The sequence below is a fragment of the Bradyrhizobium glycinis genome (assembly GCF_016031655.1).
In the GTDB taxonomy this organism is placed as follows: Bacteria; Pseudomonadota; Alphaproteobacteria; order Rhizobiales; family Xanthobacteraceae; genus Bradyrhizobium; species Bradyrhizobium glycinis.
Genome location: NZ_JACCHQ010000017.1, coordinates 86,498 through 108,247, shown reverse-complemented (window position 1 = coordinate 108,247; position 21,750 = coordinate 86,498). Strand labels below are relative to the sequence as shown.

The following is a 21,750-nucleotide window of genomic DNA, read 5'->3' as shown; positions in this document are numbered from 1 at the left end:
ATCTTAGTGGCGAAGACCTGAGACGGAGCCAGTCGTACATCCGCATCTGAGTTCCTCTTCGCTGGCGTCACCGGGCCGACTTTTCGGCGGGGCATCACAATAAAGACAAGCCCCATTGATCAGCGGCCAGATGGACATGATCCTAAGGTTGATGTGCAAGGCCAATTTTCGTGCGGTCAGCCGAAAGGAGCTTTTTTTGTCGCGAACCCGCGCAAAGTCAAACCGATAATCCGGCTCCTTGACTGAATTCAGAGAGGATTGCGATCGAGACGAAAGAAAGTAGCAGGAGAAGATACCGTCGACGTTGCAACCCATCTTGAGATCGAGCCAACAATCAACAACCAGTGCAAGCACCAAATCAGGTTCTTGCGTGCCACAAGATGACCAGAGGAAGCTGGGTCCCAGCGCCCTTTAAGAGAGCGGCGGTCCCGCTTAAACGATGCTGATTGACTCGGCAGGGAAACCGACGCATGAGCCATGTCTTCTCATCGAGAGCCGTACAACACAAACGAAGATCAAGGGGAGATTTTCGATCGAGAATGCCCACTGCTGCCGTATCATCGGGGCCGGCGATGGGACGACGGGGCACGAGTTCAGGCGGGCGACCAACGAAGAACGAGGTGCGGTCGCAAGGGCAGAGAACAATACAGGCCTTGCAATGACGGTCGATCTTTGCAAACACTGAAGAAAGAAGAGCCGACCAGCGGCAATCTTCTGGCTAGCGAGCTTGCGCCAACAGCTAACGGGAACGCCGCTAGCGAAATCTCTCGCATTTGTTATCGAGCTGGCGGGACGTAGACTGAAGGGTTCGCCTCTCAGCAGCAAGACGGCAGCCGCGCGCTCGGCAGGGGGTGGGTAGCTGGCCAAACTCAATCAAGTAGCTGGCCAACCTCAATCAAGATGCCGCTTCGGCATAAACCTATCGCGCGGCACGGCTCGGTTGCGTTTCGGTTTCGCTGTGGTTCACATCTTTGTGGAAAGCGAAAAACGAAAAACCTCGATCTCATCCGAAAGTTCGGCTTTGAGACTTCGCTCCCTGCCTTGCCGCAGAACCGCGACAACTCCCCAGATTGATTTGATCCAATCAAATTCGGCCTTTGCCACGGAAGCTCTCCTCGTATTCTTCACCCTCGAGGTTTTCCTGCGCAGAGTGGTCATGTCGCGGCGAAATTCGTCTCAGGCTGGAGGTGATTTTGCAGTACGACCGGATAGATGCTCGCATTCTCGAGATCGTACAAAAGAATAACCGTCTGACTTCAGATGTGATCGGTGAGATGGTGGGGCTTTCTCCTACCGCGTGCCAACGACGGTTGAAGAGGCTGCGGTCGGAGGGCATCATCCAGGCCGACGTGTCGGTTGTATCGCCAAGGGCGGTTGGACGACCTATTCAAGTGCTTGCGCTGGTGACCTTGGAGCGAGAAAGCGCTGAGATCATCGATAGGTTCAAAAAAGCCATCAGATCATCTATCGACGTCGTCAATGGCTTTTACGTTACGGGCGACGCCGACTTCGTCCTGTACATTACGGCGCGGTCCATGGAGGAGTACGAAGAGTTCACGCGACGCTTCTTCTACGAAAATCGCGACATCAAAGGCTTCAAGAGCATGGTCGTATTGGATCGCGTGAAGGTCGGGTTTGCTGTTCCGGTTGAGCTACCCTCAGATGATTGATTGCACCGATGAGGATTCCGACGAAGTCGCCGAGGCGTACCGATATTGCCCGTGGATTCGGAGACGATGTCGTCCACCTTTCCGATTTGATCTCGCCCAGCGGCGAGGCGTTCTGGCCGGCTGGCTCTCTGGCATTGGTCAAGCCGCGTGGTCAATCTGCAATCGCGACTTGAACCTGTTTTTTACTTCGACTATGCGCCGTTGGAGGCGTTTAATGGACGTCTTCAACTTACTGTTGGGCGAGACTTGTGCGTCCGAGTTACCTGAAGATGGCTTTACCATCGCCCCGCCTGAGATTGCATCCGGTAGAATCCTATCCAAGGTGCACCGGATTGATGGCTTTTCAACCCTTCCAAGCCGACATCATCCTACAACGTTGACGAAGATGCATTTCCGCGCTGCGGCCAAAGGAGCCGTCCTCCTTCCTGGACGGACGGAAGGTAGTGCACGCGGCCGCGGCGCAGTAATTCTTCAGGTCACGACGCCAGTCAGAAAGGTCTCACCAACTGCCCTGCCCTTCTTCTAGAAATCGAAATTGGGGCGTAGAGGCAGAGATGAACAGCGATGGCTTACCCATGAGACTGCGAAAGTATTAGCAGAACCTACGCTCTTCTTCGCAAATAAGGAATACCCTATTACCTTAGGCCAACTGACCAAATCATACGTTTCTGATGCCTTTTCGATTGCTATTTTGCTGTTTTTCAATTTGCATCGCAAATGCGATCGCATCACTCAACCAGGCTAAACCGTTGTTTAGCATCGTGTATTTAGTGCGAATCTCTGTTTGCATGAACGAATGATTCGGCGTAGGATTTGCATCTGTTCGATGAGACATTGAGGATCACGTCCTCCCGCCCGCTTTGTCAGCTTGGTATCTGTCAGGCCACCTATGCGGCCCTCTCCAGGTACCCAAGACCGGCGACCGGTTAGGTCGCAAGCCATGAGGCCGGGGGTGGTGCCCTGACCGTTGTGGTGAGTTTGGCTGGGTGCCTCGGCATCCAGGTTCGGTTACCGAAAGCAACCCTTGCACGGGGTCAATGTCTTACGACATTTTCGGGCCACCGTTCAGGCCAAGCTCGAAGAGCGCCTTCTAGGTCTCCTAGAAGGCGTTTTTCGTTGGTAATGCTGGTATGCGCAGGATTGCTCGTTGACTTGCCAGTCGAATCATTGACGTCGGACCTCTCCAATTGCATTATTGAATTAGCAACGGGAGCATTCCTGGTGCGAGGTGCACACCACACCGACGAGAGAAGGCATAGGGATCCGCGCGAAACGGATATCCAAGGCGATGCGCAGGACTGGGTCGGCCAGTTCTAGCGCATCGCTTCTTGGACCAACCTACTCCCCTATCGCGAAGACAATTGGCCGCGGGCGATCGGTGCGCGGTTGGTTTAAGGCGTTGGAGAGCAAACATGACGACAGAAAGCCCAGACTACTTCCGTCAATGGCGGGAGATGATGTTCAGCGGCGCATTCGACAAACTCGAGGATGCGGTCGCCGAGAAATGGCTTGAGGTAAAGGAACCAGTCGACTTCGCGTCGGCAGTGGCTGTCGTGGAAAGCCTCAAGGCTTCTCGCCTGTTTAAGGAGCAGCGATCGGCTAATGCGGATCACGGAGCCATTAAGATGGACCTGCATCTCGACGTTAAGATTGCCGTTTACAGTCCGGATGTTTGAGACACGGATACACGGTTCGTCAAAACCCCGCCGCGCGCGGGGTTTCTTTTTTTGGCGCGCAGGTGACACCCGTCCCCCCGTGTGCTCATGCTCCTCCAGAGATTCCAATCGCGAAAGGACCGACTAGCTTGGGTTGCTCCAGGTGCGTACCTGGCAAGATACGGTTTGAAGCTGCAATACCAGGGGCACAGTTTTGTGGAAGTGGCTTTGCCTGGCACAAATCGCACCTAGAAGAACCGCCTACCCGAACCGGCCCTGACTTGGCGTCTGGTCGGAGGACATGCGCGGCAGCGCCACGGCAGATGATTTTGCGATTCTCGTGCCGTCGTTTTTGATCTCCGAACTCAAGCGTGGATTCGAAATCGGTTTTCTTCTCTATCTTCCCTTCATCACGATCGATCTCATTGTAAAGACTGGCCATGGGTATGTCGATGGTATCCCCCACGGTGATATCTGTTCCCTTCAAGCTCTTTTTGTTCGTCACGATCGACGGCTGGTCACGTCTCATGCACGGGCTGGTATTAAGCTACACGACGCCAGGAGGTTGACCGTGAACGAAGCCAGCATCCTTACGCACCTGAGTCAATCGCTCGTGCTCTTCATGATCTGGGGTTCTGCCGCCGCTGCTCGCAGCTCTCATCTCTGGACTGATCATTGGCCTCATCCAGGCGGCAACTCAGCTCCAGGATCAAACCCTGCCACTGACAGTCAAGCTTCTGGTTGTCGTCGCCGTGCTCGCCGGGTTTTCTCCCGTGCTCAGTGCTCCACTGATCGACCAGGCCGAGCACATCTTCAGCGAGTTTCCAGCACTCACCGCAAGACATTAGCAGAGCTTGGATGGCTGGCCTGTCACCCGCGGAGGCGCAAGCTCTCGTTCAGGGCACGATCGAGCTCGTCGCCGCAACCGGCCTGAGTGCGGCCCGCGCCCTCGGCATCATGCTGGTGCTTCCGGTCTTCACCCGGCCGCGCATCAGCGGTCTGGTTCGGGGAAGCCTTACGATTGCGATCGGCCTACCGTGCCTCGCTCAGATTAAGCTCGGTCTGCAGACCCTGGATCCGAACACGCGCCTAGTCAGCGTTACCATGCTTGGCCTGAAGGAGGTGTTCGTCGGTCTTATGCTCGGCATCCTGCTCAGTATTCCACTATGGAGCATACAGGCAGTCGGCGACATCATCGATACCCAACGAGGAATTTCGAGCCAAGTTGCGGGGGAGGATCCCGCGACGCACGGCCAAGCGTCCGGGACCGGGCTTTTTCTCGGTGTTGCGGCAGTTACGATCTTCGTACTTTTCGGCGGGCTGCAGACCATGGTGAGCGGCCTTTATGGCAGCTACCTAGTGTGGCCTGTCTATCAGTTTCTGCCTGCCGTGACAGCGCAGGGTGCAATGGAATGTCTGGCCCTTCTCGATCGCATCATGATGATCACCTTGTTAGTTGCCGGGCCGGTGCTGGCCCTGCTGCTGCTCGTCGATGTCTCGGTCCTGATACTCGGCCGTTTTGCATCTCAGCTCAAGCTGAACGATCTCTCCCCAATGATCAAGAATGTTGCATTCGGGGTCATCATGGTTAGCTACGCCGTCTATCTGCTTGAATACGCCGGAGCTGAAATCCTGACCTCGAACAACATGCTCGAGTATCTGAAGAAGCTGTTGAAATGAGCTCTACGAGTGAGGAGAAAAAGCTTCCTCCGACGCCCAAGAAGCTGCGTGATGTCCGCAAGAAGGGGCAGAGCGCGCGCACCTCGGATCTGGTGAGCGGCGTCAGCGCCTGTGCCGGTTTCGGCTGCCTGTGGTGGCGAGCGGGTGCGATCGAGGACAAGTGGCAAGAAACGGTCCAACTGGTCGATAAACTGCAGGAGCAGCCGTTCACAAGCGCGGTGCCACAAGCGCTCAGCGGCTTGCTAGAACTTTCGATTGCCACGGTCGCTCCGCTGCTCGCCACTGCCGTGACGGCAGCTCTTCTGGCCAATGTCCTGGCCAATGGCGGCTTTATGTTTGCTTCGGAGCCGCTCAAGCCGAAGCTCGAGAAACTGGATCCAATCAAAGGCTTGAAACGCATCGCCTCGAAACGTTCGGCCATCGAGCTTGGCAAAACGCTGGCTAAAGTAGTTTTGCTTGGTGCGACCTTCTTTCTCACGGTGACCGCCAGCTGGAAAGCGCTGGTGTACCTGCCAGTCTGCGGGATGAGCTGTTTTGGCTACGTTTTCACCGAGGTTAAACTGCTGACTGGGATTGCGGCTGGAGCTTTTCTGGTCGGCGGATTGGCTGACCTCCTAATCCAGCGCTGGTTGTTTATGCAGGACATGCGCATGACTGAAACCGAGGCCAAGCGGGAGAACAAGGAACAGCAGGGCAATCCGCAGGTGAAGCGTGAGCACCGGCGTCTGCGGCAAGAGTCGGCCAACGAGGCTCCGCTCGGCATCGGTCGGGCCACGTTGATATTGCGGGGATCGGCAACGTTGATTGGGCTGCGCTATGTTCGCGGCGAGACCGGCGTGCCGGTCTAGGTCTGCCGTGGCGAGGGCGAAGCTGCTTCACAGCTGCTTGGTGAGGCGCGCGCGCTGCGCCTCAACATTGTGGATGACGATGTCCTGACGCGTCAGCTGTTCGGCAAAGCAAAGCTCGGCAACCCGGTTCCCTCGCAATATTTCGAGTCGGTCGCAAAAGCACTCTATGCGGCGGGGCTAGTCTAGATCATCCTGTCCTGACGCTGCGATCTGCAGAGTGCGCCCAATGGACGCTGGGATCTTGCGCGACGGGCCGATAGGCTCGCCCAGATAGCCTCTGGGCCACGGCCTCGCCGACCGGATCACTGGATCAGCTGCGGCGCCAAACGCAACAACTTGTTCGCCGATTTCGAGTGCTTTCCGCGCCTGCACCCTCGAGGACGTCGACTTGTACCGTAGCTACAGGGGCTGCCACTCGGATGACTCGGTACTGCTGATCATCAACTACGACGGCTCCCATCTGGAGCACGCTCTCAGCGGGCCTGTGGTGCCGACGAGCCGCTCGTTCAGCCAAATTATGGCCGATGGAACAGAAGAACGCCGCCTCCCGCTAGGCTTTCGGCCGTGTAGCGCTGACCGTGGATCAAAAACACGGTCATTGGGACGTCGCGGCTCGGCAGAAGGCCAAGGATCTGCAATATGTCGATCACGGCAGGCGAAGCCTCTTGGGGGCCGTGCGTCCAGTCGTCGCCCAACAGCTCTCCCAGTTCAGGCACTTGGGGGAAGGGTTGATGGCCTGATGCCGGTGCGGCAGACGGCAGGGAAAGGCTTGGTGCCAGTGCCGAGGGAAGGTCCTCACGCCATTCGAAAGGTGCCAGCGAATCAAAGCCGGGCGCCAGACCGCCGTAAATACCTGAGGAAGTCCTCGGTGCCGCAGGCGTAGCTTCACCCGGCAAACCGGGCCGAGGATGATGAATGAGTTGAACGTCCTTGGGGCCTTCCGGTCCCAAGATGGCGGTGTAGCGTTCGCCGCCGATTTCGTAGTTCATGATTGGATGTTTCGCAACAGGCAAGAAGTCCCAATCCCCCAACGTGGACAGCATCATGTCGGGGGCCAGCTGGGTGTGATGGGAAAAATTCTCGGGAACGGCGAACGAAACATCAAACGTATCGCCGACAGCGGGCGACCGCAGATGGACGAGCCGAACATCATTGAGCCCTCCCGGTCCCAAGACGGCGATATAGCGTTCTCCGCGAATGTCGTAGGTCTTTATCCGCTGTGCTGCATCCGGCAGGAGGCCCCAGCGGCGAAGCGTGTGCATCATATTGGGCGCGGCCTGGGTGCCGTGCGAGAAATCCTCGGGAACGCTCAAAGACGCATCAAAGGCGTCGCCGGCTGCCGCGAACGTCTGCTCAAGCGTGGTCTGGGCCGCAGCGCCTTGGTCCATCATCCGTCTAGGGTGGTCTTCAGAGGCGGAATTCGGCTGCCGCGAGCTCGGCTGCCAAGTCGCGGCATCGAAAAGTGCTTCCTGAGCGATACCTTGCACCGGCGAGGGGATGGTTGGAGTCATCGTTGGCCAAGGCCCCGGTGCATCGAAGGCCGGGGCCGGCAAGAGGTTCTCGCGATCCGCGGCATCGAAAAGCTCTTCCTGAGCGACACTTTGAACCGGCGAGGGGATGGTTAGACTCATCGTTGGCCAAGGCACCGGTGCATTGAAGGGTGGGGCCGACAAGAGGTTCTCGCGATCCGCGGTATCGAAAAGCTCTTCCTGAGCCACACTTTGCACCGGCGAGGGGATTGTTAGACTCACCGTTGCCCAAGGCGCCGGTGCATCGAAGGCCGGGGCCGGCAAGAGGTTCTCGCGATCCGCGGCATCGAAAAGCTCTTCCTGAGCGATACCTTGCACTGGCGAGGGGATGGTTGGACTCATCGTTGGCCAAGGCACCGGTGCATGTGTTGTCGCCAGCAAGAGGCCCTCGCGATCCGCCGCATCGAAAAGCTGGTCCTGGGCGACACTTTGTATAGGAGAATGGGGCGCCAAACCCATTGCATGCCTGACCTGCGGAAGATCGAACCCGGGCGGCAATGAGCCGCCCCCATCCGCGACGCTGCCCATCGGCTGCCCATCGGCTCGCGGCATGGGCGAGGGAGCGGACGGCTGAATGACCTGACGCGAGCTGCCTCCTTCCCCGGCTAAATGGTTCTGCAGGGTAGTCGCGCGATAATCCCGAAGGCCGTTCAAGGCGGCGATGAGCGTCTTGTCCTTTGGAAACAACCTATCCGCGTGGCCAAGCAGTCTATCATCACTGAGCTCGGCCATGGACAAGGGTCGGAGCGCTACCGCCAATTTCCGCAGATGGCTCGCATAGTTCTCGGCCGTTCTCTTGCCGATCCGTCGACCAAAACCCGCGTTGGCGGCCTTCCTGATGAGCCTCTCATCTTCCCTGGAAGGACGATAATGTGTTGAGACGGGGCCAGCGTCGGCGTCAGGATCGCGGTACTGACTGACCATTGACAATGCTGCGGCGATGCCCTTATCGCCTGGCAGCAGCTTCTTAGCGTAACCGGCCAACGTATCGTCATCCAGCCCAGAGATTGATTTGCCAGACTTCTTCAGTGCGCCGGCCAATTTGCGAAGCCGACGATCATAAATTTCGACGGTGGTTTTACTCAGCGGTGGCCCTCGATCGAGAGCAGCGGCCGACGCCGCTTGGATGAGGCGATCGTCTTCCTCATATAGCGCCGCGTGAGGATATACGGGGCCCGCCTCTCGCGCGCCTGCCAGGTGCTGCTCAAACGCAACATGCGGCTGTTGCGGCTGTTCCACGCTGGCATCTGACGCAGTGGAATCTCTGTCGGCTGGGTTGATCGTGTTGAATCGGTCCATGGTCAGTCCGCTGGCATCGCTCTTTCGTTAATTCGCTACTCACGTTAGCTTTCCAAAATCTGACGTGGCCGGGCGGAAAGGTAGAATGACGGGTGAATAATGGCCGGCGCGCGCTGCAGCATCCGTTGAGTGTGCAAAGAAAGCGCCGGATGAAAATAACGTATTCAACTGAAGTGTTGAGCTGCAAGTGCGATGCGCCACAGACGCTAGCGATGGCCTCGATCTTCAGATCTCGATCACGTCACAGCGCATGATCGCGAGGACCGAGCCATTCGAGGGCTTTTGATTACTCGGAGGTCGGGCGAGGCGGCGACGTGTCGCTCGCTCCTTGAACCAACGAGATGTCGACATGGGCTGCACCAGGATTGAGCGCACTCGTTCGCGTTCCTGACCAGCACTCGCAGGAACGTGCGCTTTCAATAAAGCTCGCAATCTCTGGTTTCTGGTCGCCTGCCGCGACAATAGAAGCGAAACGAAGCGATTCGTATACCACCTCATTATCCACGTTCGCTTTCTGACACCCGCTCCGGCATGCTGGGCGGCAGATTAGCTCAGGGATTGCCGGCGGCTATTGATCCATGAAGCCAGAGGCCGAGCGCGTTTCGACTGCTGATGGACCGGTCGTTGCTATTGAGAGGCAACGCTAGCTTGTGAAGCCGCGCGAATTTCAGACACCCAGGACAAACCATGCTCTTGTTCGTTTAATCCGATGTGCCCCTTACATAACGTTCGGCGGCAACTGTGATACTCGCGTAACAGGACATTCCATTGATCGGATGGGACGACGATGATGCAAACCAGCTGCCGAGCGCGTTACTGAACTGCAGCCAGAAATGGGTGCTCCCTAGCCATAACGGCGCGGCGTCAAAAGACCGACGTGGTCGCCACGCCTAAGTTACCCTCTTGGACACGCCCCATAGATGGTAGGCTCTCTCTTCCGGCGTCGATCTCGCATAAGCAGGTCCGGTCACGCTTTCATTGTCGAAGCGCTCAGGGTGGTGATGGCGGCCTTGTTGAGCCCGCGCACGCCACGTGGAATTCCTGGACAAGATCCGTTGGTGCGGGTGAACAAGATCCGCCATCCGTTCTCGATGAGAGCCAAATCCTGTGCGGCACGTTGCCCTTGATCGTCACCACTCCCGAAAGGCTTTGTGTGTCACGATCGAGTCGCCTCCCCTTGCTGGCCACATGGCGGCTGATCGGGCCCCAGCCTAGCTTGGTGAGCAGCGCGACCTGCAACGCAGGATCCTGCGAGAACGCGACCCGGCGCCAGGCGTCCTTGCTGTTCTTGGCCCCTTTCAAGACGTTCCAGGCTGCGATCAGCAGGATGCCTTCATTGAAATGGTAGTCGATGCGTCCCTGCGTGTCTTCCTTGACTCCCTGCGAACGCGTGTTCCAGAGACTGCCGACCGACACTTCTCCGGACCGCAGCAACTGTTTGGCCTCCGACGCGTTGCTGTAGAAGATCGTATCCTTCTTGATCGCGCGCACCTTCTCCAGCCCGCGATCGACGTCCAGCGGGTAGAGCTTGTCGCGTTCAACTCCGTCAGCCAGCAAAGCCGATTCAAGCACACCTTCGACGTTGTTGCGGAGCGCCCGCTTTCCCTTGAAATTCTGCGTATCCCAGAAATCCATCCAGGTGCGCGGAGGCGTCGAGCCGAAGCGTGTGCTATCGTACGTGATGACGAACGAGAAGAGATACGAACCTATGCCCCACGGCGTACGAAACTGGCTCGGTACCGCGTTGACGTCGACAATGGTTTCATCGACGTTCTCGAGCAGACCCTGACGACCGAGCTCCAGAGCGGACAGGAGATTGCGATCGGCCACGTCCCAGGCGACGCTACCCGACTCGACCATTGCCTTGATTTTTCCGGGCGTCGGACCCGTGGTGTCAAATCCGACACGGCTACCGGGGTAGCGCTTCACGAACTCCGCCGCGAGAATGTCGCGCTGCGCGGGCAGCGCGTCGCCGCCCCAATTGGCAACCACGAGTTCGGCTTGCTGTGCGCCCGCAAAGCGCACGAAGCTCAGCGAGCTCGTACCGACCCCCAGCGCTGACAGAAGCTGAAGGAAGTGGCGGCGATGAACGGTCTTGCCCTGCGTATTGCGGCGGAGCGAACGCTCGAGGTACTGCACGTAGTCCGGATCTTGCGAAAAGTCGGACATGATATTTCCTTTCAACACAAAGATCTTCCTGGAAGTCGCCAAAGGAACGGGAGCTCGCACTCCGTAACGCCAGCGCCAAAAGCACCAGCAAAGTCGCCAGCAGCACCAGGGTACCCAGCGCTGCAACGATAGGGTCGAGATTCAGGAACAGGCTCTGCCAAATCTGCTTTGGCAACGTGTTCACGTTGCGGCTGGTGATGAACAACGTCACGACGATCTCGTCCCACGAGGTCACCAGCGCGAGCACGAACCCGGCCCCGACACCCCATCGAATCTGGGGTAGCAATGTTTTCACGATCGCTTGTGCCGGCGAGGCGCCCAGGCTGCGCGCCAGTTCCAAGGTCGCCGGATGCACCGAAGATAATGCGGCCGAGATCGAGAGCACGGCAAAGGGCAGCCCCTTGATCGCGTGGACGAGAATCATGCCCGTGAAACTGTCGAATAATCCCAACCACGATAACGCACGGTGGTAGGTAACGGCATGAATAATACCCGGCACGATTAGCGGCCCCAGCATCAAAACCTGCAGGAGGACGACAGCAAGGCCCTGTCGCTGCCATGCGCCGAGGCAGAATGCGAGCCCAAACAGGACGGCAAGAGATGCGGCCGGCAGTGCGACGCCGATGCTGTGCTGCAAGCTATCGTGCCAGACCGGATCACTGAGCAGGCGATGATAGTGCAGTGTGGAGAGGCCGTTCTGAGGCATCGACAGATATCGGGTGTCGCTGAACGACATCGGAACGATGGCGATCAGCGGCAGCACCAGAAAGGCCACGACCAAAAGGGCGATCGAGCTGACGGGCCCGGACGGACGCGCGGCGAGTGGTGATCGTGTACTCATGTCCTCGGCTTGGCCGTAGCCAATTCAAGCAGATGACTGAACCGCCATATCAGCGCGCCGGTCACCAGCAGCAGCAACGTGCTCAGCGTTGTGGCGATGTCCCAGCGCAGCGTTTCCGTGACCTGCACGGAGATGAATTCCGCCACCATGACGGTCTTGCCACCTCCCAGTATGGCCGGTGTCAAATAGAAGCCGAGCGACATGATCGACGTCATAAACGCGGCGGCGGCCAATCCGGGACGGGATAGCGGCAGGAAGACGCGAACGAAGGCTTGCCGAGGATTGGCGCCCAGCGACCGCGCCACTTGCGGCATTGCCTTCGATACGGACCATCTGGGCGTAGATGGGCATGATCGCGTAAGGCAACATGTAGTGCACCATGCCCAACACGACGCCGAACGCATTGCGCGCCAGCGACAGCGGGTGATCCACCCAGCCCCAACGCAGCAAAAGACCGTTCGCGATCCCGCCGGGCGAGAGCAAGGCAATCCATGCGTAATTGCGGACCAACACAGATATCCATAATGGCAGCAGCACACAGGCAAGCATCCATCTCCGCGCTGCGGGACGAGCCTGCACCAAGCCGTAGGCTGTCACATATGCCAGGAGCAGCGTGATGCTGACGGTCAACGAGTTGATCCAGAGCGTATTGCCGACCACCACGCGGACCGTCGAGTTCTGAAACAGAGCCCAATAGTTTCCAAGGCCCGGTGCCGGCGCCAAGACGCTTAGTGCAACCACCCCGGCGAGCGGAACGAGGTAGCACACCAGAAGTACAAAAGCGGAGCCAGCAAGCATCCTGTCTTGCAAGGACGAGCCGCGAACCGTCGCCGGCGAAGAGCAGGAGCTCAGTGGCTCGCCCTGCACGGTCAACGCGGGGCTCATGCCGCGAGCTCCCGCGAGAGGGCGGATGCCTCAGGCAGGACTATGTCGCCATTCGGCAGGGACCACAGCCGTTCGGCGTCGAAGCTGAGCCAGACGTCCTCTCCGGGCGTCACTGGCGATGCTGTGCCGGCCACCGTCACCGTCAAGGTGTCTTTGCCGACCGCGACCAGGACGTCGACCGAAGCCCCTAGGAACGTTTGACTCACAACCTTCCCGCGAATCCGATCTTCGGCGTTCGGCTGCCCACTTACGGCCTCGGTTATGGTGATGCTTTCGGGCCGAATGGCAAGTACACAGGGGCCGGCAGCAAGCAGCGCGGGCCGCGGCGCCGCCCCAAGCCTGGTGCCATTCCACTGAATTTGCGGCCGGCCATCGGGGCCCCAGAGCACCACGGCCCTTAGCAGGTTGTTCTTGCCAAGGAAGCCCGCCACGAAACGGCTGGCCGGATGGTCATAGATCGCTCGGGGCGAACCGACCTGTTCGGTCTGCCCCCGATTCAAAACGACGACGCGGTCCGAAAGAGCCAGTGCCTCTTGCTGATCATGCGTTACGTAGATGAACGTTGTCCCAACCTGCCGATGAAGCCGGACAAGCTCGGTTGCAGGTCACGTCGCAGGGACGCATCCAGTGCGCTCATCGGCTCGTCGAGCAATAAAAGGTCCGGCTCGAACGAGAGAGCGCGCGCCAGAGCGACGCGCTGTTGCTGCCCTCCTGACAGATGCTTCGGAAGACGTCCGCCCAAGCCGCCGATCTGCAGAAGTTCCATGACTTCATTGATGCGGCTGTCGAGGCGCGATCTGTCAGTGCGGCGCACGCGCAGCGGAAAGGCGATGTTTTCGTAGACCGTCAGATGGGGAAAAAGGCCGTAGCCCTGCGGCACGATACCGAAGCGACGGTCCTCCGGCGGCAGATGAGTGACATCGTCTCCATCCAGATAGACCCGGCCCTGGTCCGGCTCGATAAAGCCCGCGAGAACCGAAAGCAGCGTCGACTTGCCCGACCCGGACGGCCCCAGCAGGGTCAAGAATTCGCCCCGGGCAACATCGAGCGAGATCGACTCTAGCGCGTGCAGCTCGCCATAGCGCTTGCAGATGCCGTCGACCTTTAGAAAGCTCGCCGACATCAGGATTCGCTCGCCTTCGCGAGCCTGTTTAGCCAGAAGGATGACCGGGACGTCATTCTCATTGTCTCAAATTCGTTTCATAAGCCTATCGGCAACTCTCGCGATGATGTTGCCGACCATGGCCGATGTCGAGTGCCGCCAGCAAAAAGCGATAAACGCATCACGCAAGCGTTGTCGGCGCACCTACCGTTTCCCGTCCAAGGCATTTCTTGGAAATGGCATTGCGTAGCTTTCGTGCGGCTCAAGACCGCCTACGCGGCCACCGACTTGAAGAGAAACGGACATCGATCTGCCCTCTCCCTATTTTTCCGCGGCTTCCGGATTGAGCCGGGCGAGATTGCAACTTGGCTCATCGAGCATGCCTAGGTGCGCGATGCGGTGGTGGTGGCGCAGCAGGATGGCACCGGCGAGAAGCGGCTGGTGGCCTATGTGGTGTGTGCGCCTGAAGCTCGATCGGATGAGCTGGATGTAACTGGAGCTGAGCTGGCCGCCACGTTGCGGGCGCATGTGGGCGCGCATCTGCCAGACTACATGATGCCGGCGGCGTTTGTGCGGCTGGCGGCCCTGCCGCTGACCGTGAATGGCAAGCTCGATCGCAAGGCGCTGCCGGCGCTGGCACAGATCTGGGCCGAGCTTCTCGGTGTGGAGCGGGTCGGACGCCATGACCACTTATTCGAACTGGGCGGCCACTCGCTCTTGGCGGTGCAGCTGCTCAGTCGAGCACTAGAAGCTGGACTGACGTTTAGCGCTGCCGACCTCTCGCAAGCCCCTGTTCTGAGGGAGCTTGCATCGAAGGTTCATTTGAAGCGACAGCTCGGCAGCGCGCAAGTGATTTCCATTCTGGAAACGGGATCACTCTTCTTTGTTCCCACAGGGTTCGGCGATTGTTCCTATGTCCTCCCTCTCGTGAAGGAAATGGACCTAGACTGTCCGGTCTATGCTTTGCCATGGCCGCATTTCGACGACGTACATCCACCAACTCTTGAGGCAATAGCTGCGGAAGTAATGCTAGCAGTTAGAGAGATCCAGCCATGGACCGTATCGCTTTCCTGGATACTCATTAGGGGGCAATCTTGGCTTACGCAATTGCGCAGCAGTTGCTGAATCTGAATGAACCTGTGTCATTCATGGCCTTTATGGATGCTTGCGCGGCGACGACAGCATATCCGAGCTTTGCGCCGAAAAGGCATTGGTCCTGATGGCTACGATGAACCAGAAATCTTCGCTCTGTTTGTCCGGCCTTGACAGCGAACAGGGTTCCTCGGAGTACCGAGCCGATCCTCTAACAGCAGGAGGAGCCATGTCGGGATCGACGTCCGACCTCGCAATCGCGAAAACAGGTTCGCTGCTTCGGTGAGGGCGGTGCGTCGGTGATCTGTTACGAGGCCAGACCCGGCTCGCTATCGCCTTATCGTCTGATCCGCTCGCTGGCCATGACAGCGTTGGCGCCATCGCTGAGTCCAAGGAACCCGGACGATCAGGTGAAGACGAACCGCCAGGTCATCATTTCCCCCGCCCGGCTTGTTGATCCTGACGTTACGTCACGTTGTATGAAGATTGGCCTCTGGCTTAATTCGGCGCTGCGCGCGTCGGTCCACGCACGCAGCCAGACCACCTTCAACAATTAAGAGGTTCAAGCGATGCTATTCTTCGTTTTGCTCTCGATCGCTTTCACTATCATTGGCACAATTTACGCCGTGAGCGCATGGCTTTCCCGCCGCCCGCGCAGCCGCAACTTACTTTTCGTTCGTCCCACACAAAAGTCTAAGCGAAGAGCGTTCTAGACATCGAGCAAAGGCCTTCGTTGCGATACTCTCGATAAGGTAAATTGCCATCGATGACTCCTCCTTGAACATTCCCGTTCGTGGTTGAGCAGGGGCTGTCTCGCGACAGGTTGCGAACTGGGTCTGTCACTACTCTGCGATCTGTACTCGCAATCGGGCGGATGAATTCTCGGATGGCTTTCGAAATTCCTTGGCGCGCGCAGGAGTCGCTTCTGATTGGCCCGGCGGAACGTGCAGGGCTACAAGCGCTCGGCGAGAACCTGCCACGGAGTTGGAACGCGGCCGCCACGTCGGCAGCCGATCGCAAGCGCATTCTGCGATTTGTGATCCGCGAAGTCGTTCTTGATCAGAAGCGGACCCGAGGTCAGGTGTGGCTCAAGATCATCTGGCAGACCGGCGCAACCAGCGAGCATCACGTGCAACGCCGCGTTCAGACCTACCGCGACTACATCGACATTGATCGGTTGCGGCAACGGATCGTCGAGTTGAACGCTGAACACAAGATGGATGGCGAGATCGCGGCAATACTCAATCAGGAGGGCTTCGTCGCGGCCCGAGGCTGCGCCTTCAAAGGCGAGAATGTCTGGCTGTTGCGGACCCGCTGGGGCATTCCCACCGTCAAGATCAACGGCGTGGACAAAAATCCGATGCCCTGGTCCGACGGGAGCTTCTCGATTCAGGGCGCAGCGGCTCAGCTCGGCGTAAGCCCGCAAAGGGTGTTCGACTATCTCGCGCGGGGATTGTTGGCAGGTCGAGCTCTCAGACGACCAAATCCGTGAGATTCGTAATCGAGTACGACGCGCCAAGCGTTCGAGGAAGGAGGCATCATGAAGTCATCGGTTCCAGAAAGACCTTGTTCCATTCTCCAAAGGGCTGATTGGCGGTGATCAGCATGGAGCGTCGCTCGTAGGTGCGGATTTCACGGATCGTGAGCATCGATTTCGCGCGATCGTGAGCACTGAATTCAGACGATCGTGAGCAGCCCGCTCCGGCCGATGGGGAATAGAGTCAGTGTTCTGGTTGGCCGTCAAGGGCGATGGTTCTGGGGCTGCGTTTTCGCATGCTTTCTCCGGTGAGCTGGAGGCGGTGGGCGTTGTGGACGAGGCGCTCGAGAATGGCGTCGGCGACCGTGGGGTCCCCAATGGCTCCATGCCAGGTGTCCACGGGGAGCTGACTTGTGACGATGGTGGATGCGCGGCCATGGCGGTCCTCGAGGATTTCGAGCAGATCGCGGCGTTCGGCGGCGGTGAGCATCGATAGTCCCCAATCATCCAAAATCAGAAGCTGAGCGCGGCCGAGGCTTTTGAGGAGCCGGGCGTAACGTCCGTCTCCGCGCGCGAGCGCGAGCGCCTCGAACAGCCTTGGAACGCGATGATAGAGGACTGATCGGTTGTCGCGGCAGGCCTTATGGCGCGCAGGCTAACCAACTTTTGCCCAGGGCGGTTGCCCCGGTGACGAGCAAGTTCTCGTGGCGATCGATCCAGTCGCCGGCGACGAGTTTGGCGAAAACGGCGCGGTCGATGCCCCGCGGGGTGCGCAGATCGACGTCTTCGACGCAAGCAGTCTGGCGCAGTGCGGCAATCTTGAGCCGGGTGGTGAGCCGCCTGGTCTCGCGTTCGGCGGCTTCGCGGTCGACCAACAGGGCGATGCGATCTTCGAACGGCAGGGCTTCGAGATCGGGCGATCGGCGCTGCTCCTCGAAGGCCTTGGCCATTCCGGTCAGGCCAAGCTCGATCAGGCCGCTCGTGGGTTGGGTGGTTAAGCATGCGGGGTCTCTCCTTGCTTCAGTGGAAATAGTCGCGTCCGCGGATGTTGCCGTGGCGCAGGGGCTGGTGCTCGAAAGATTCGTCGAAGAACGTGCGATCGAGGCCGTTCTGGAGGATCGATCGGATGGAGGCGACGGAGCGCGCCTTGATGAGGATGCCCCGCCGGCAGGCTGCGTCGACGCGTTCGGCGCCGTAGCTTTTGACGAGCGCCAAAATGCCGAGGCAGGTTCGAAAGCCTTGTTCTGGATGGGGCCGGGCGTCGATCACGGCCTGGAAAAACGCTGCTGTCGAAGGGCCGATCCGCTCGCCGGGGGCGATCACCGCGGCGGGGGTCCATTTGCCGTAGCGGCGATGGGCACTGGGCATGTGGTCGGCGATGGTGGTGTGTCCGCGTCGGTTCGGGGCGCGGGCATGGCTGGCGATCCGCTTGCCCTTGTGGAAGATCTCGACCGTCCGATCGTCGATACGGGCATCGACCAGCTCGCCGATCAGACGATACGGCGCGGAGTACCAATGGCCGTCGACCTCGACATGATAATCGGGAGCGACGCGGCAGCGCTTCCAGCGTGCGAAGGCATACGGCTGATCTGGCAGCGGGGTGAGCTTGGGTTTGTCGAGTTCGGCAAACAGTTCGGGGCGGCTTGAGCCAAAGCCACGCATCTGACGAGCATTGAGTTCGTCGACGAGTGTCTTGATGGCGGCGTTGAGCTCGGCCCGGAAAAAGAAGCGCTGATTGCGCAGCCGGGCCAGAATCCAGCGCTGGGCGATTTGCACCGCGACCTCGACCTTCGCCTTGTCCTTTGGGCGCCGCGGCCGTGCGGCGAGAATGGCCGTGCCGTAATGGCTCGCCATCTCGGTATAGGTGCGGTTGAGGCCGGGATCGAAGCGGTCGGGGTTGCTGACGGCGGCTTTGAGGTTGTCGCAGACCACGAACGTCGGCGTCCCGCTCAAAAACGTGAACAAGTTGACGTGGGCTCGGATCCAGTCGGCCAAGCTCTCGCTGGGGCAGGCCTCGGCGTAGGTGTAGTTCGAAGCGCCCATCGCCGCGACGAACAGCTTCATCGGCTGCACTTCCCCGGTCAGGGGATCGACGATGTCGATGGTGTCGCCGGCAAAATCCACGAACACCTTCTCGCCACCCAGATGAATCTGCCGCATCGAAGGTCGGACCCGCCCCTTCCAGGCCTCGTAGGTGGTGCAGAACCAGGTGTACCCGAAACTGTCGGGATTGACGGCGCGATACTCCTCCCAGAGCAGGCGACGGGTTACGTTGCGTCGGCGGAGCTCCTTATCGATGTAGCTCCAGTCGGGCACCGGCCGCTGCGGGCTCTGAGACGCTGGTCGTGGGGCCGGGAAAAGCAAAAGCTCCAGGTCTTCATCGGTCATTCCCTCCGGAAGCGGCCAGCTCAACCCAGCAGAGCGGGCGCGGCTCAGGTAGCTGTGCACAACGCCGTTGCTGACGCCCACGCTCCGCGCAATGGCCCGCTCTGGCAGGCTTTGAAAATGTTTTAACCGAAGGACTTCCTTGATCCGGCGCATCGACAATCTCTGGGTAGGCATTGGGCTTCCTCGTTAACCACGAGGTCATCCCTAAGCCGGTTGAGTTGTCGGCCGAAACGCTGCAAGGCTCCGAAACCTTGCTCACGATCCCGCGAAATCGTTGCTCACGATCGTCTGAAATCTCTGCTCACGATCCCCTGAAATCCGCGCTCACGATCCCGCGAAACGCGCACTCTATGGCGCCAGATATTCCAACTATGCGTGGGCACTCTGTTCGTGGGGATTGATCTCGCGGAACGCGCCGATCTCCGGGAAAAGCTTGTATCCAACAACGAGCGCTTCCAGAAGCTTTGCGAACTCTTACAAAGCAAGGCCGGCTCGGCCAGTGAACGGCTGCTCGGTTTGGCACCTACAATACGTGCGCTGGAGCGTTATCGGTTTCTCGCCCATGCGCCCGATCCAGGTCCACAACTTACGGCCGCCCGCCTCGCCTCCCTTTCGCTTATAGATTGTAACCTTGACCTAGCTGAAGATCTTACGACCGCGATGGCCGGATGCGCGGCCAGCAAACGTTCTGACGGCGAATTTAAGCAACTCTCAGCAGTCGAAGCCTTGCAGAGAGCATTTGAGAAACAGGACGATGCTATGCTAGCTCCAGAAGCACGCAATGTTCGTGACCTTATCGGGCTTGTCTGGATGAGCGAATTTCCCCGGTACTTTCGACTTAAGGCATTGAAAGATAAAAACGACTCGTAGGATCTTCACCGTTAGGTTCACCAACGTCGATGTACCGGCGTTCGTGTTCAGTCCCCTTCAACGAGCCGGTCCGCGTCAAGGGCGGCTACACCGCTCGTCTAACCCCTGATGCGGTTCGGGCGTGTTGTGATTTTCTTCTCGTTCAAAAGCGCGGGGGTCGTCGGCGAGGCACGCCCGTAAAGCCTGCAAGCGGTCGATAACTCAGTCGAGCGCTTTGCTCCGCACGCTCCCGAAGGACCTGAGCAAAGTTCGACACAGTGTCTCTTGCGATCAACTCGGGACGGGTAAGCGCCAAGCTCACAAATTGCTCGCGCGACATGCCAACGACGACCGCATACGCTCCCGCCCGACCAGGGAGCAGACACCAAAGAGTATTTCTGTGCACATCAGCAGATGCGCTCTCGTGACCTCCTAGAAAATCAAAAATCACTGGCGCCAAACTATTGAGCCACGTCTTGGGAAAGCACGCATCAGGTGAATGGAAGCAGAAAATGGCCCGGGATGCCTCCAGACCTAAATCCGTCTTTCCCTTTTAGAAATCGCGGATAGTCACGCTGTAGGCGAGTGCCATCAACGATCCAGATCATATTCCCGTAGTACTGTTCGCGCGCAGCTCGTTCTTTCTCATCCAGATGCGAATGCTGGAATTCAAGTACGAGACCATGGTCGGTGCGCACGTCCGCTATATCGCGCTCACCGGCTTTGAGGTCATGCTGAATATATTCTTGAAAATGGGCCGGGAAGTGTTCTTCCACGCGCGATGCCACTCGGTTTCCCTTTCTGCCCAGGAATCACAGTCCCGAATTCCCCGATGCGCCCAGTGGGAAACTCTGTATGAGCCGCATTTGGCAATAACCTCGCCAGTACAAACCGGACACGTCCCCCTCCCTGCGGAGTAAGCTTCAAAACGTTGACCGTAGCCAGAGCGTATTTCATTTTCCATGAGCCCCATCTGGAAAGCGGAGAAAAAGATCTAGCTTACCTACGTCATGTCCACTGGCAACATGATGGAGGAATGCAATATTGGCTGCATGCGAAGCCGAGATGAGGTCCGATAGGAGGTTTGCGTTCTCCAGACTCGGCCCGGAGAGAGCCGCTCGATCCGCCGCCACGTCCTCACGGCTCGTATTCGTGAAGTAGGTATGCATCTTTCCTAAGACGCCAACAATCACGTCTGAAATCTGAAGCCCTGGCTCGGCTTTAGAATCGGCAAACCGAAAATTCGTAACCGGTTTCCCTTGGCTGGTCAGAGGTGTTTCCAGCAGGCGGTCGTGGATGACCTTCTCCATGTCGAAGATGTGGGTCGAATTCTTGAAGATCGCGATGCGCCCCTGGTAAAAGGTGCTGAACTCATCGATGAGAAGGTTCGGGGAGTAGCCTTCAATGAAATCTAGACTCTCCAGCGCTCGTCCGGCCTGCAGCACACCTTTCAACACCATTGCATTGAAATCCGGGAGTATAGCACTGTTGTGTTCAAGAATCTCGATCAGTTTATCGAGAAAGGGCTTCCGCGCCTCGGGCGACAGCCCAGGATAGCCGAAATCGTGGAATAGCTGGATGGTCGAGGCCAGTTCGCAGCGCAGCACTGCGACGAGGTCGCTTTTCAAGAGGGCCTGGTGCTGCAAGAGCATCGGATTGCGAAGTTCAGGGACGATCGAATCGATGATATCTGCAACTGACCAGTAGAATGGGTCCAGCTCGTGATAGTGGATCATCAGCCCCTTATCGATAAGCCATCGAAGAAGCGTGGTCAGCTTTCTTGAGCGAAGAACGTCGAGAAAGTCACCCTTGGCGACATGCTCCAGTTTGATTTCGGGAGCCGTTTTCTGGATACGCATCGCTTCTCGAAGCGGTTGAATCTCAATTGGTCGTGGCGCTCCTTCATGCACGATGCCGCCGAGGACGAATACCTTCAGCTCGGCAACGTTCAAACGTCCATCGTCAATATACAGCTTGCGGATATTGTTGGTCTGATCGTGATAGAACGTATAGACGCCGTCGGCCTTGGTCAGCCCATGTAGCTCGATTTCAGAATTCCTGAGTTCGTCGATATCCATCAATTCAGTTCTCAGCTGCGGTGCGTGATCGTGGATACCAAGAGTTTCCAAAGCCCCCCCCATTCGGGCCGATAACAAGATCGCGGCACCTGTTGTATTCAATCTGCCCCAGCTCGGTGGTGTGGGCTGCAGGATTTCTGTAATCAACCGTCAGGACGTTGAGGAAATCGGCGAGGCCGTTCGCATCG

Annotated in this window: 17 protein-coding genes and 4 pseudogenes; 9 read left to right on the top strand and 12 right to left on the bottom strand. The window is 58.4% G+C overall.

Going from position 1 to position 21,750, the window contains the following annotated elements; genetic code table 11:
• Positions 1 to 963 precede the first annotated feature (963 nt).
• Positions 964 to 1,104, bottom strand: coding sequence for a hypothetical protein (locus tag HZZ16_RS23350; protein ID WP_197952101.1), 141 nt, complete (start codon positions 1,102 to 1,104; stop codon positions 964 to 966).
• Positions 1,105 to 1,193: 89 nt separating this feature from the next.
• Here HZZ16_RS23350 and HZZ16_RS23345 point away from each other — a divergent pair, with 89 nt between their 5' ends.
• The 6 genes and pseudogenes from HZZ16_RS23345 to HZZ16_RS23320 all read left to right on the top strand — a co-directional run bounded on the left by HZZ16_RS23345 (position 1,194) and on the right by HZZ16_RS23320 (position 6,039).
• Positions 1,194 to 1,670 carry an Lrp/AsnC family transcriptional regulator gene (locus HZZ16_RS23345; protein WP_197952099.1) on the top strand — a complete coding sequence of 159 codons (477 nt, stop codon included), beginning with the start codon at positions 1,194 to 1,196 and terminating at the stop codon, positions 1,668 to 1,670.
• Between the two features lie 1,412 nt (positions 1,671 to 3,082).
• Positions 3,083 to 3,346: a hypothetical protein gene (locus HZZ16_RS23340; RefSeq protein WP_197952097.1), complete on the top strand. Its 264-nt coding sequence runs from the start codon at positions 3,083 to 3,085 to the stop codon at positions 3,344 to 3,346.
• A 265-nt stretch (positions 3,347 to 3,611) separates the two neighbouring features.
• A pseudogene (locus HZZ16_RS23335) lies at positions 3,612 to 3,894 on the top strand (EscR/YscR/HrcR family type III secretion system export apparatus protein); the annotation flags it as partial.
• 2 nt (positions 3,895 to 3,896) lie between these two features.
• A pseudogene (locus HZZ16_RS23330) lies at positions 3,897 to 4,173 on the top strand (EscS/YscS/HrcS family type III secretion system export apparatus protein).
• Between the two features lie 10 nt (positions 4,174 to 4,183).
• Positions 4,184 to 5,005, top strand: a complete 822-nt coding sequence (sctT, locus tag HZZ16_RS23325; RefSeq protein WP_197952095.1) for a type III secretion system export apparatus subunit SctT — start codon at positions 4,184 to 4,186, stop codon at positions 5,003 to 5,005.
• A pseudogene (locus HZZ16_RS23320) lies at positions 5,002 to 6,039 on the top strand (EscU/YscU/HrcU family type III secretion system export apparatus switch protein). The gene sctT and the pseudogene HZZ16_RS23320 overlap by 4 nt, the downstream one beginning before the upstream one ends.
• Positions 6,040 to 6,368: 329 nt before the next feature.
• On the opposite strand, the gene HZZ16_RS23315 reads toward HZZ16_RS23320, so the two are convergent.
• The 6 genes from HZZ16_RS23315 to HZZ16_RS37345 all read right to left on the bottom strand — a co-directional run bounded on the left by HZZ16_RS23315 (position 6,369) and on the right by HZZ16_RS37345 (position 13,699).
• Complete coding sequence (locus HZZ16_RS23315; RefSeq protein WP_197952093.1) at positions 6,369 to 8,681, bottom strand: hypothetical protein; 2,313 nt, start codon at positions 8,679 to 8,681, stop codon at positions 6,369 to 6,371.
• 990 nt (positions 8,682 to 9,671) lie between these two features.
• The gene (locus HZZ16_RS23310) at positions 9,672 to 10,610 is read right to left on the bottom strand and encodes an extracellular solute-binding protein (protein ID WP_311974230.1); all 939 of its coding nucleotides are present in this window, start codon (positions 10,608 to 10,610) and stop codon (positions 9,672 to 9,674) included.
• Positions 10,591 to 11,691, bottom strand: a complete 1,101-nt coding sequence (locus HZZ16_RS37360; RefSeq protein WP_246510338.1) for an ABC transporter permease — start codon at positions 11,689 to 11,691, stop codon at positions 10,591 to 10,593. Before HZZ16_RS37360 ends, HZZ16_RS23310 begins: the two co-directional genes overlap by 20 nt.
• Complete coding sequence (locus HZZ16_RS38340) at positions 11,688 to 12,005, bottom strand: ABC transporter permease subunit (RefSeq protein ID WP_197952089.1); 318 nt, start codon at positions 12,003 to 12,005, stop codon at positions 11,688 to 11,690. The genes HZZ16_RS37360 and HZZ16_RS38340 overlap by 4 nt, the downstream gene beginning before the upstream one ends.
• A gap of 567 nt (positions 12,006 to 12,572) precedes the next feature.
• The gene (locus HZZ16_RS37350; RefSeq protein WP_246510334.1) at positions 12,573 to 13,076 is read right to left on the bottom strand and encodes a TOBE domain-containing protein; all 504 of its coding nucleotides are present in this window, start codon (positions 13,074 to 13,076) and stop codon (positions 12,573 to 12,575) included.
• A gap of 47 nt (positions 13,077 to 13,123) precedes the next feature.
• A complete protein-coding gene (locus HZZ16_RS37345; protein ID WP_246510332.1) occupies positions 13,124 to 13,699 on the bottom strand; it encodes an ABC transporter ATP-binding protein in 576 nt (191 codons plus the stop codon).
• 366 nt (positions 13,700 to 14,065) lie between these two features.
• On the opposite strand from HZZ16_RS37345, the gene HZZ16_RS37340 reads away from it, so the two are divergent.
• Complete coding sequence (locus HZZ16_RS37340) at positions 14,066 to 14,803, top strand: phosphopantetheine-binding protein (protein WP_197952087.1); 738 nt, start codon at positions 14,066 to 14,068, stop codon at positions 14,801 to 14,803.
• 853 nt (positions 14,804 to 15,656) lie between these two features.
• A complete protein-coding gene (locus HZZ16_RS23290) occupies positions 15,657 to 16,262 on the top strand; it encodes a hypothetical protein (protein WP_197952085.1) in 606 nt (201 codons plus the stop codon).
• 229 nt (positions 16,263 to 16,491) lie between these two features.
• Here the strand turns inward: HZZ16_RS23290 and istB are convergent.
• Positions 16,492 to 17,249: pseudogene (istB, locus tag HZZ16_RS23280) on the bottom strand (IS21-like element ISFK1 family helper ATPase IstB).
• Between the two features lie 18 nt (positions 17,250 to 17,267).
• Entirely contained in the window at positions 17,268 to 18,809 is a 1,542-nt protein-coding gene (istA, locus tag HZZ16_RS23275; RefSeq protein ID WP_197952083.1) for an IS21 family transposase, read from the bottom strand.
• A gap of 201 nt (positions 18,810 to 19,010) precedes the next feature.
• Between istA and HZZ16_RS23270 the strand changes: the two genes are divergently transcribed.
• On the top strand, positions 19,011 to 19,505 hold the full coding sequence (locus HZZ16_RS23270; RefSeq protein WP_197952081.1) for a hypothetical protein: 495 nt from the start codon (positions 19,011 to 19,013) through the stop codon (positions 19,503 to 19,505).
• A 470-nt stretch (positions 19,506 to 19,975) separates the two neighbouring features.
• Here HZZ16_RS23270 and HZZ16_RS23265 read toward each other — a convergent pair whose 3' ends face one another.
• Genes HZZ16_RS23265 through HZZ16_RS23255 form a run of 3 tightly spaced genes read right to left on the bottom strand, consistent with a single transcriptional unit; the run spans position 19,976 to position 21,562 of the window.
• Positions 19,976 to 20,272, bottom strand: a complete 297-nt coding sequence (locus tag HZZ16_RS23265) for a competence protein CoiA family protein (RefSeq protein WP_197952218.1) — start codon at positions 20,270 to 20,272, stop codon at positions 19,976 to 19,978.
• Positions 20,188 to 20,448 (bottom strand): competence protein CoiA family protein, encoded by a 261-nt coding sequence (locus HZZ16_RS38335; protein ID WP_197952079.1) that lies wholly within the window; start codon positions 20,446 to 20,448, stop codon positions 20,188 to 20,190. Before HZZ16_RS38335 ends, HZZ16_RS23265 begins: the two co-directional genes overlap by 85 nt.
• Complete coding sequence (locus HZZ16_RS23255) at positions 20,438 to 21,562, bottom strand: DUF3800 domain-containing protein (protein WP_197952077.1); 1,125 nt, start codon at positions 21,560 to 21,562, stop codon at positions 20,438 to 20,440. The genes HZZ16_RS38335 and HZZ16_RS23255 overlap by 11 nt, the downstream gene beginning before the upstream one ends.
• Positions 21,563 to 21,750 lie beyond the last annotated feature (188 nt).

Excerpts from the sequence above, each read along its gene's own strand:
- HZZ16_RS23340 (WP_197952097.1), top strand. The coding sequence starts at position 3,083 with ATGACGACAGAAAGCCCAGACTACTTCCGTCAATGGCGGGAGATGATG.
- sctT (WP_197952095.1), top strand. The coding sequence starts at position 4,184 with ATGGCTGGCCTGTCACCCGCGGAGGCGCAAGCTCTCGTTCAGGGCACG.
- HZZ16_RS23315 (WP_197952093.1), bottom strand. The coding sequence starts at position 8,681 with ATGGACCGATTCAACACGATCAACCCAGCCGACAGAGATTCCACTGCG.
- HZZ16_RS37360 (WP_246510338.1), bottom strand. The coding sequence starts at position 11,691 with ATGAGTACACGATCACCACTCGCCGCGCGTCCGTCCGGGCCCGTCAGC.
- HZZ16_RS38340 (WP_197952089.1), bottom strand. The coding sequence starts at position 12,005 with ATGCCGCAAGTGGCGCGGTCGCTGGGCGCCAATCCTCGGCAAGCCTTC.
- HZZ16_RS37345 (WP_246510332.1), bottom strand. The coding sequence starts at position 13,699 with ATGTCGGCGAGCTTTCTAAAGGTCGACGGCATCTGCAAGCGCTATGGC.
- HZZ16_RS23290 (WP_197952085.1), top strand. The coding sequence starts at position 15,657 with ATGGCTTTCGAAATTCCTTGGCGCGCGCAGGAGTCGCTTCTGATTGGC.
- istA (WP_197952083.1), bottom strand. The coding sequence starts at position 18,809 with ATGCCTACCCAGAGATTGTCGATGCGCCGGATCAAGGAAGTCCTTCGG.
- HZZ16_RS38335 (WP_197952079.1), bottom strand. The coding sequence starts at position 20,448 with ATGGAAAATGAAATACGCTCTGGCTACGGTCAACGTTTTGAAGCTTAC.
- HZZ16_RS23255 (WP_197952077.1), bottom strand. The coding sequence starts at position 21,562 with ATGGATATCGACGAACTCAGGAATTCTGAAATCGAGCTACATGGGCTG.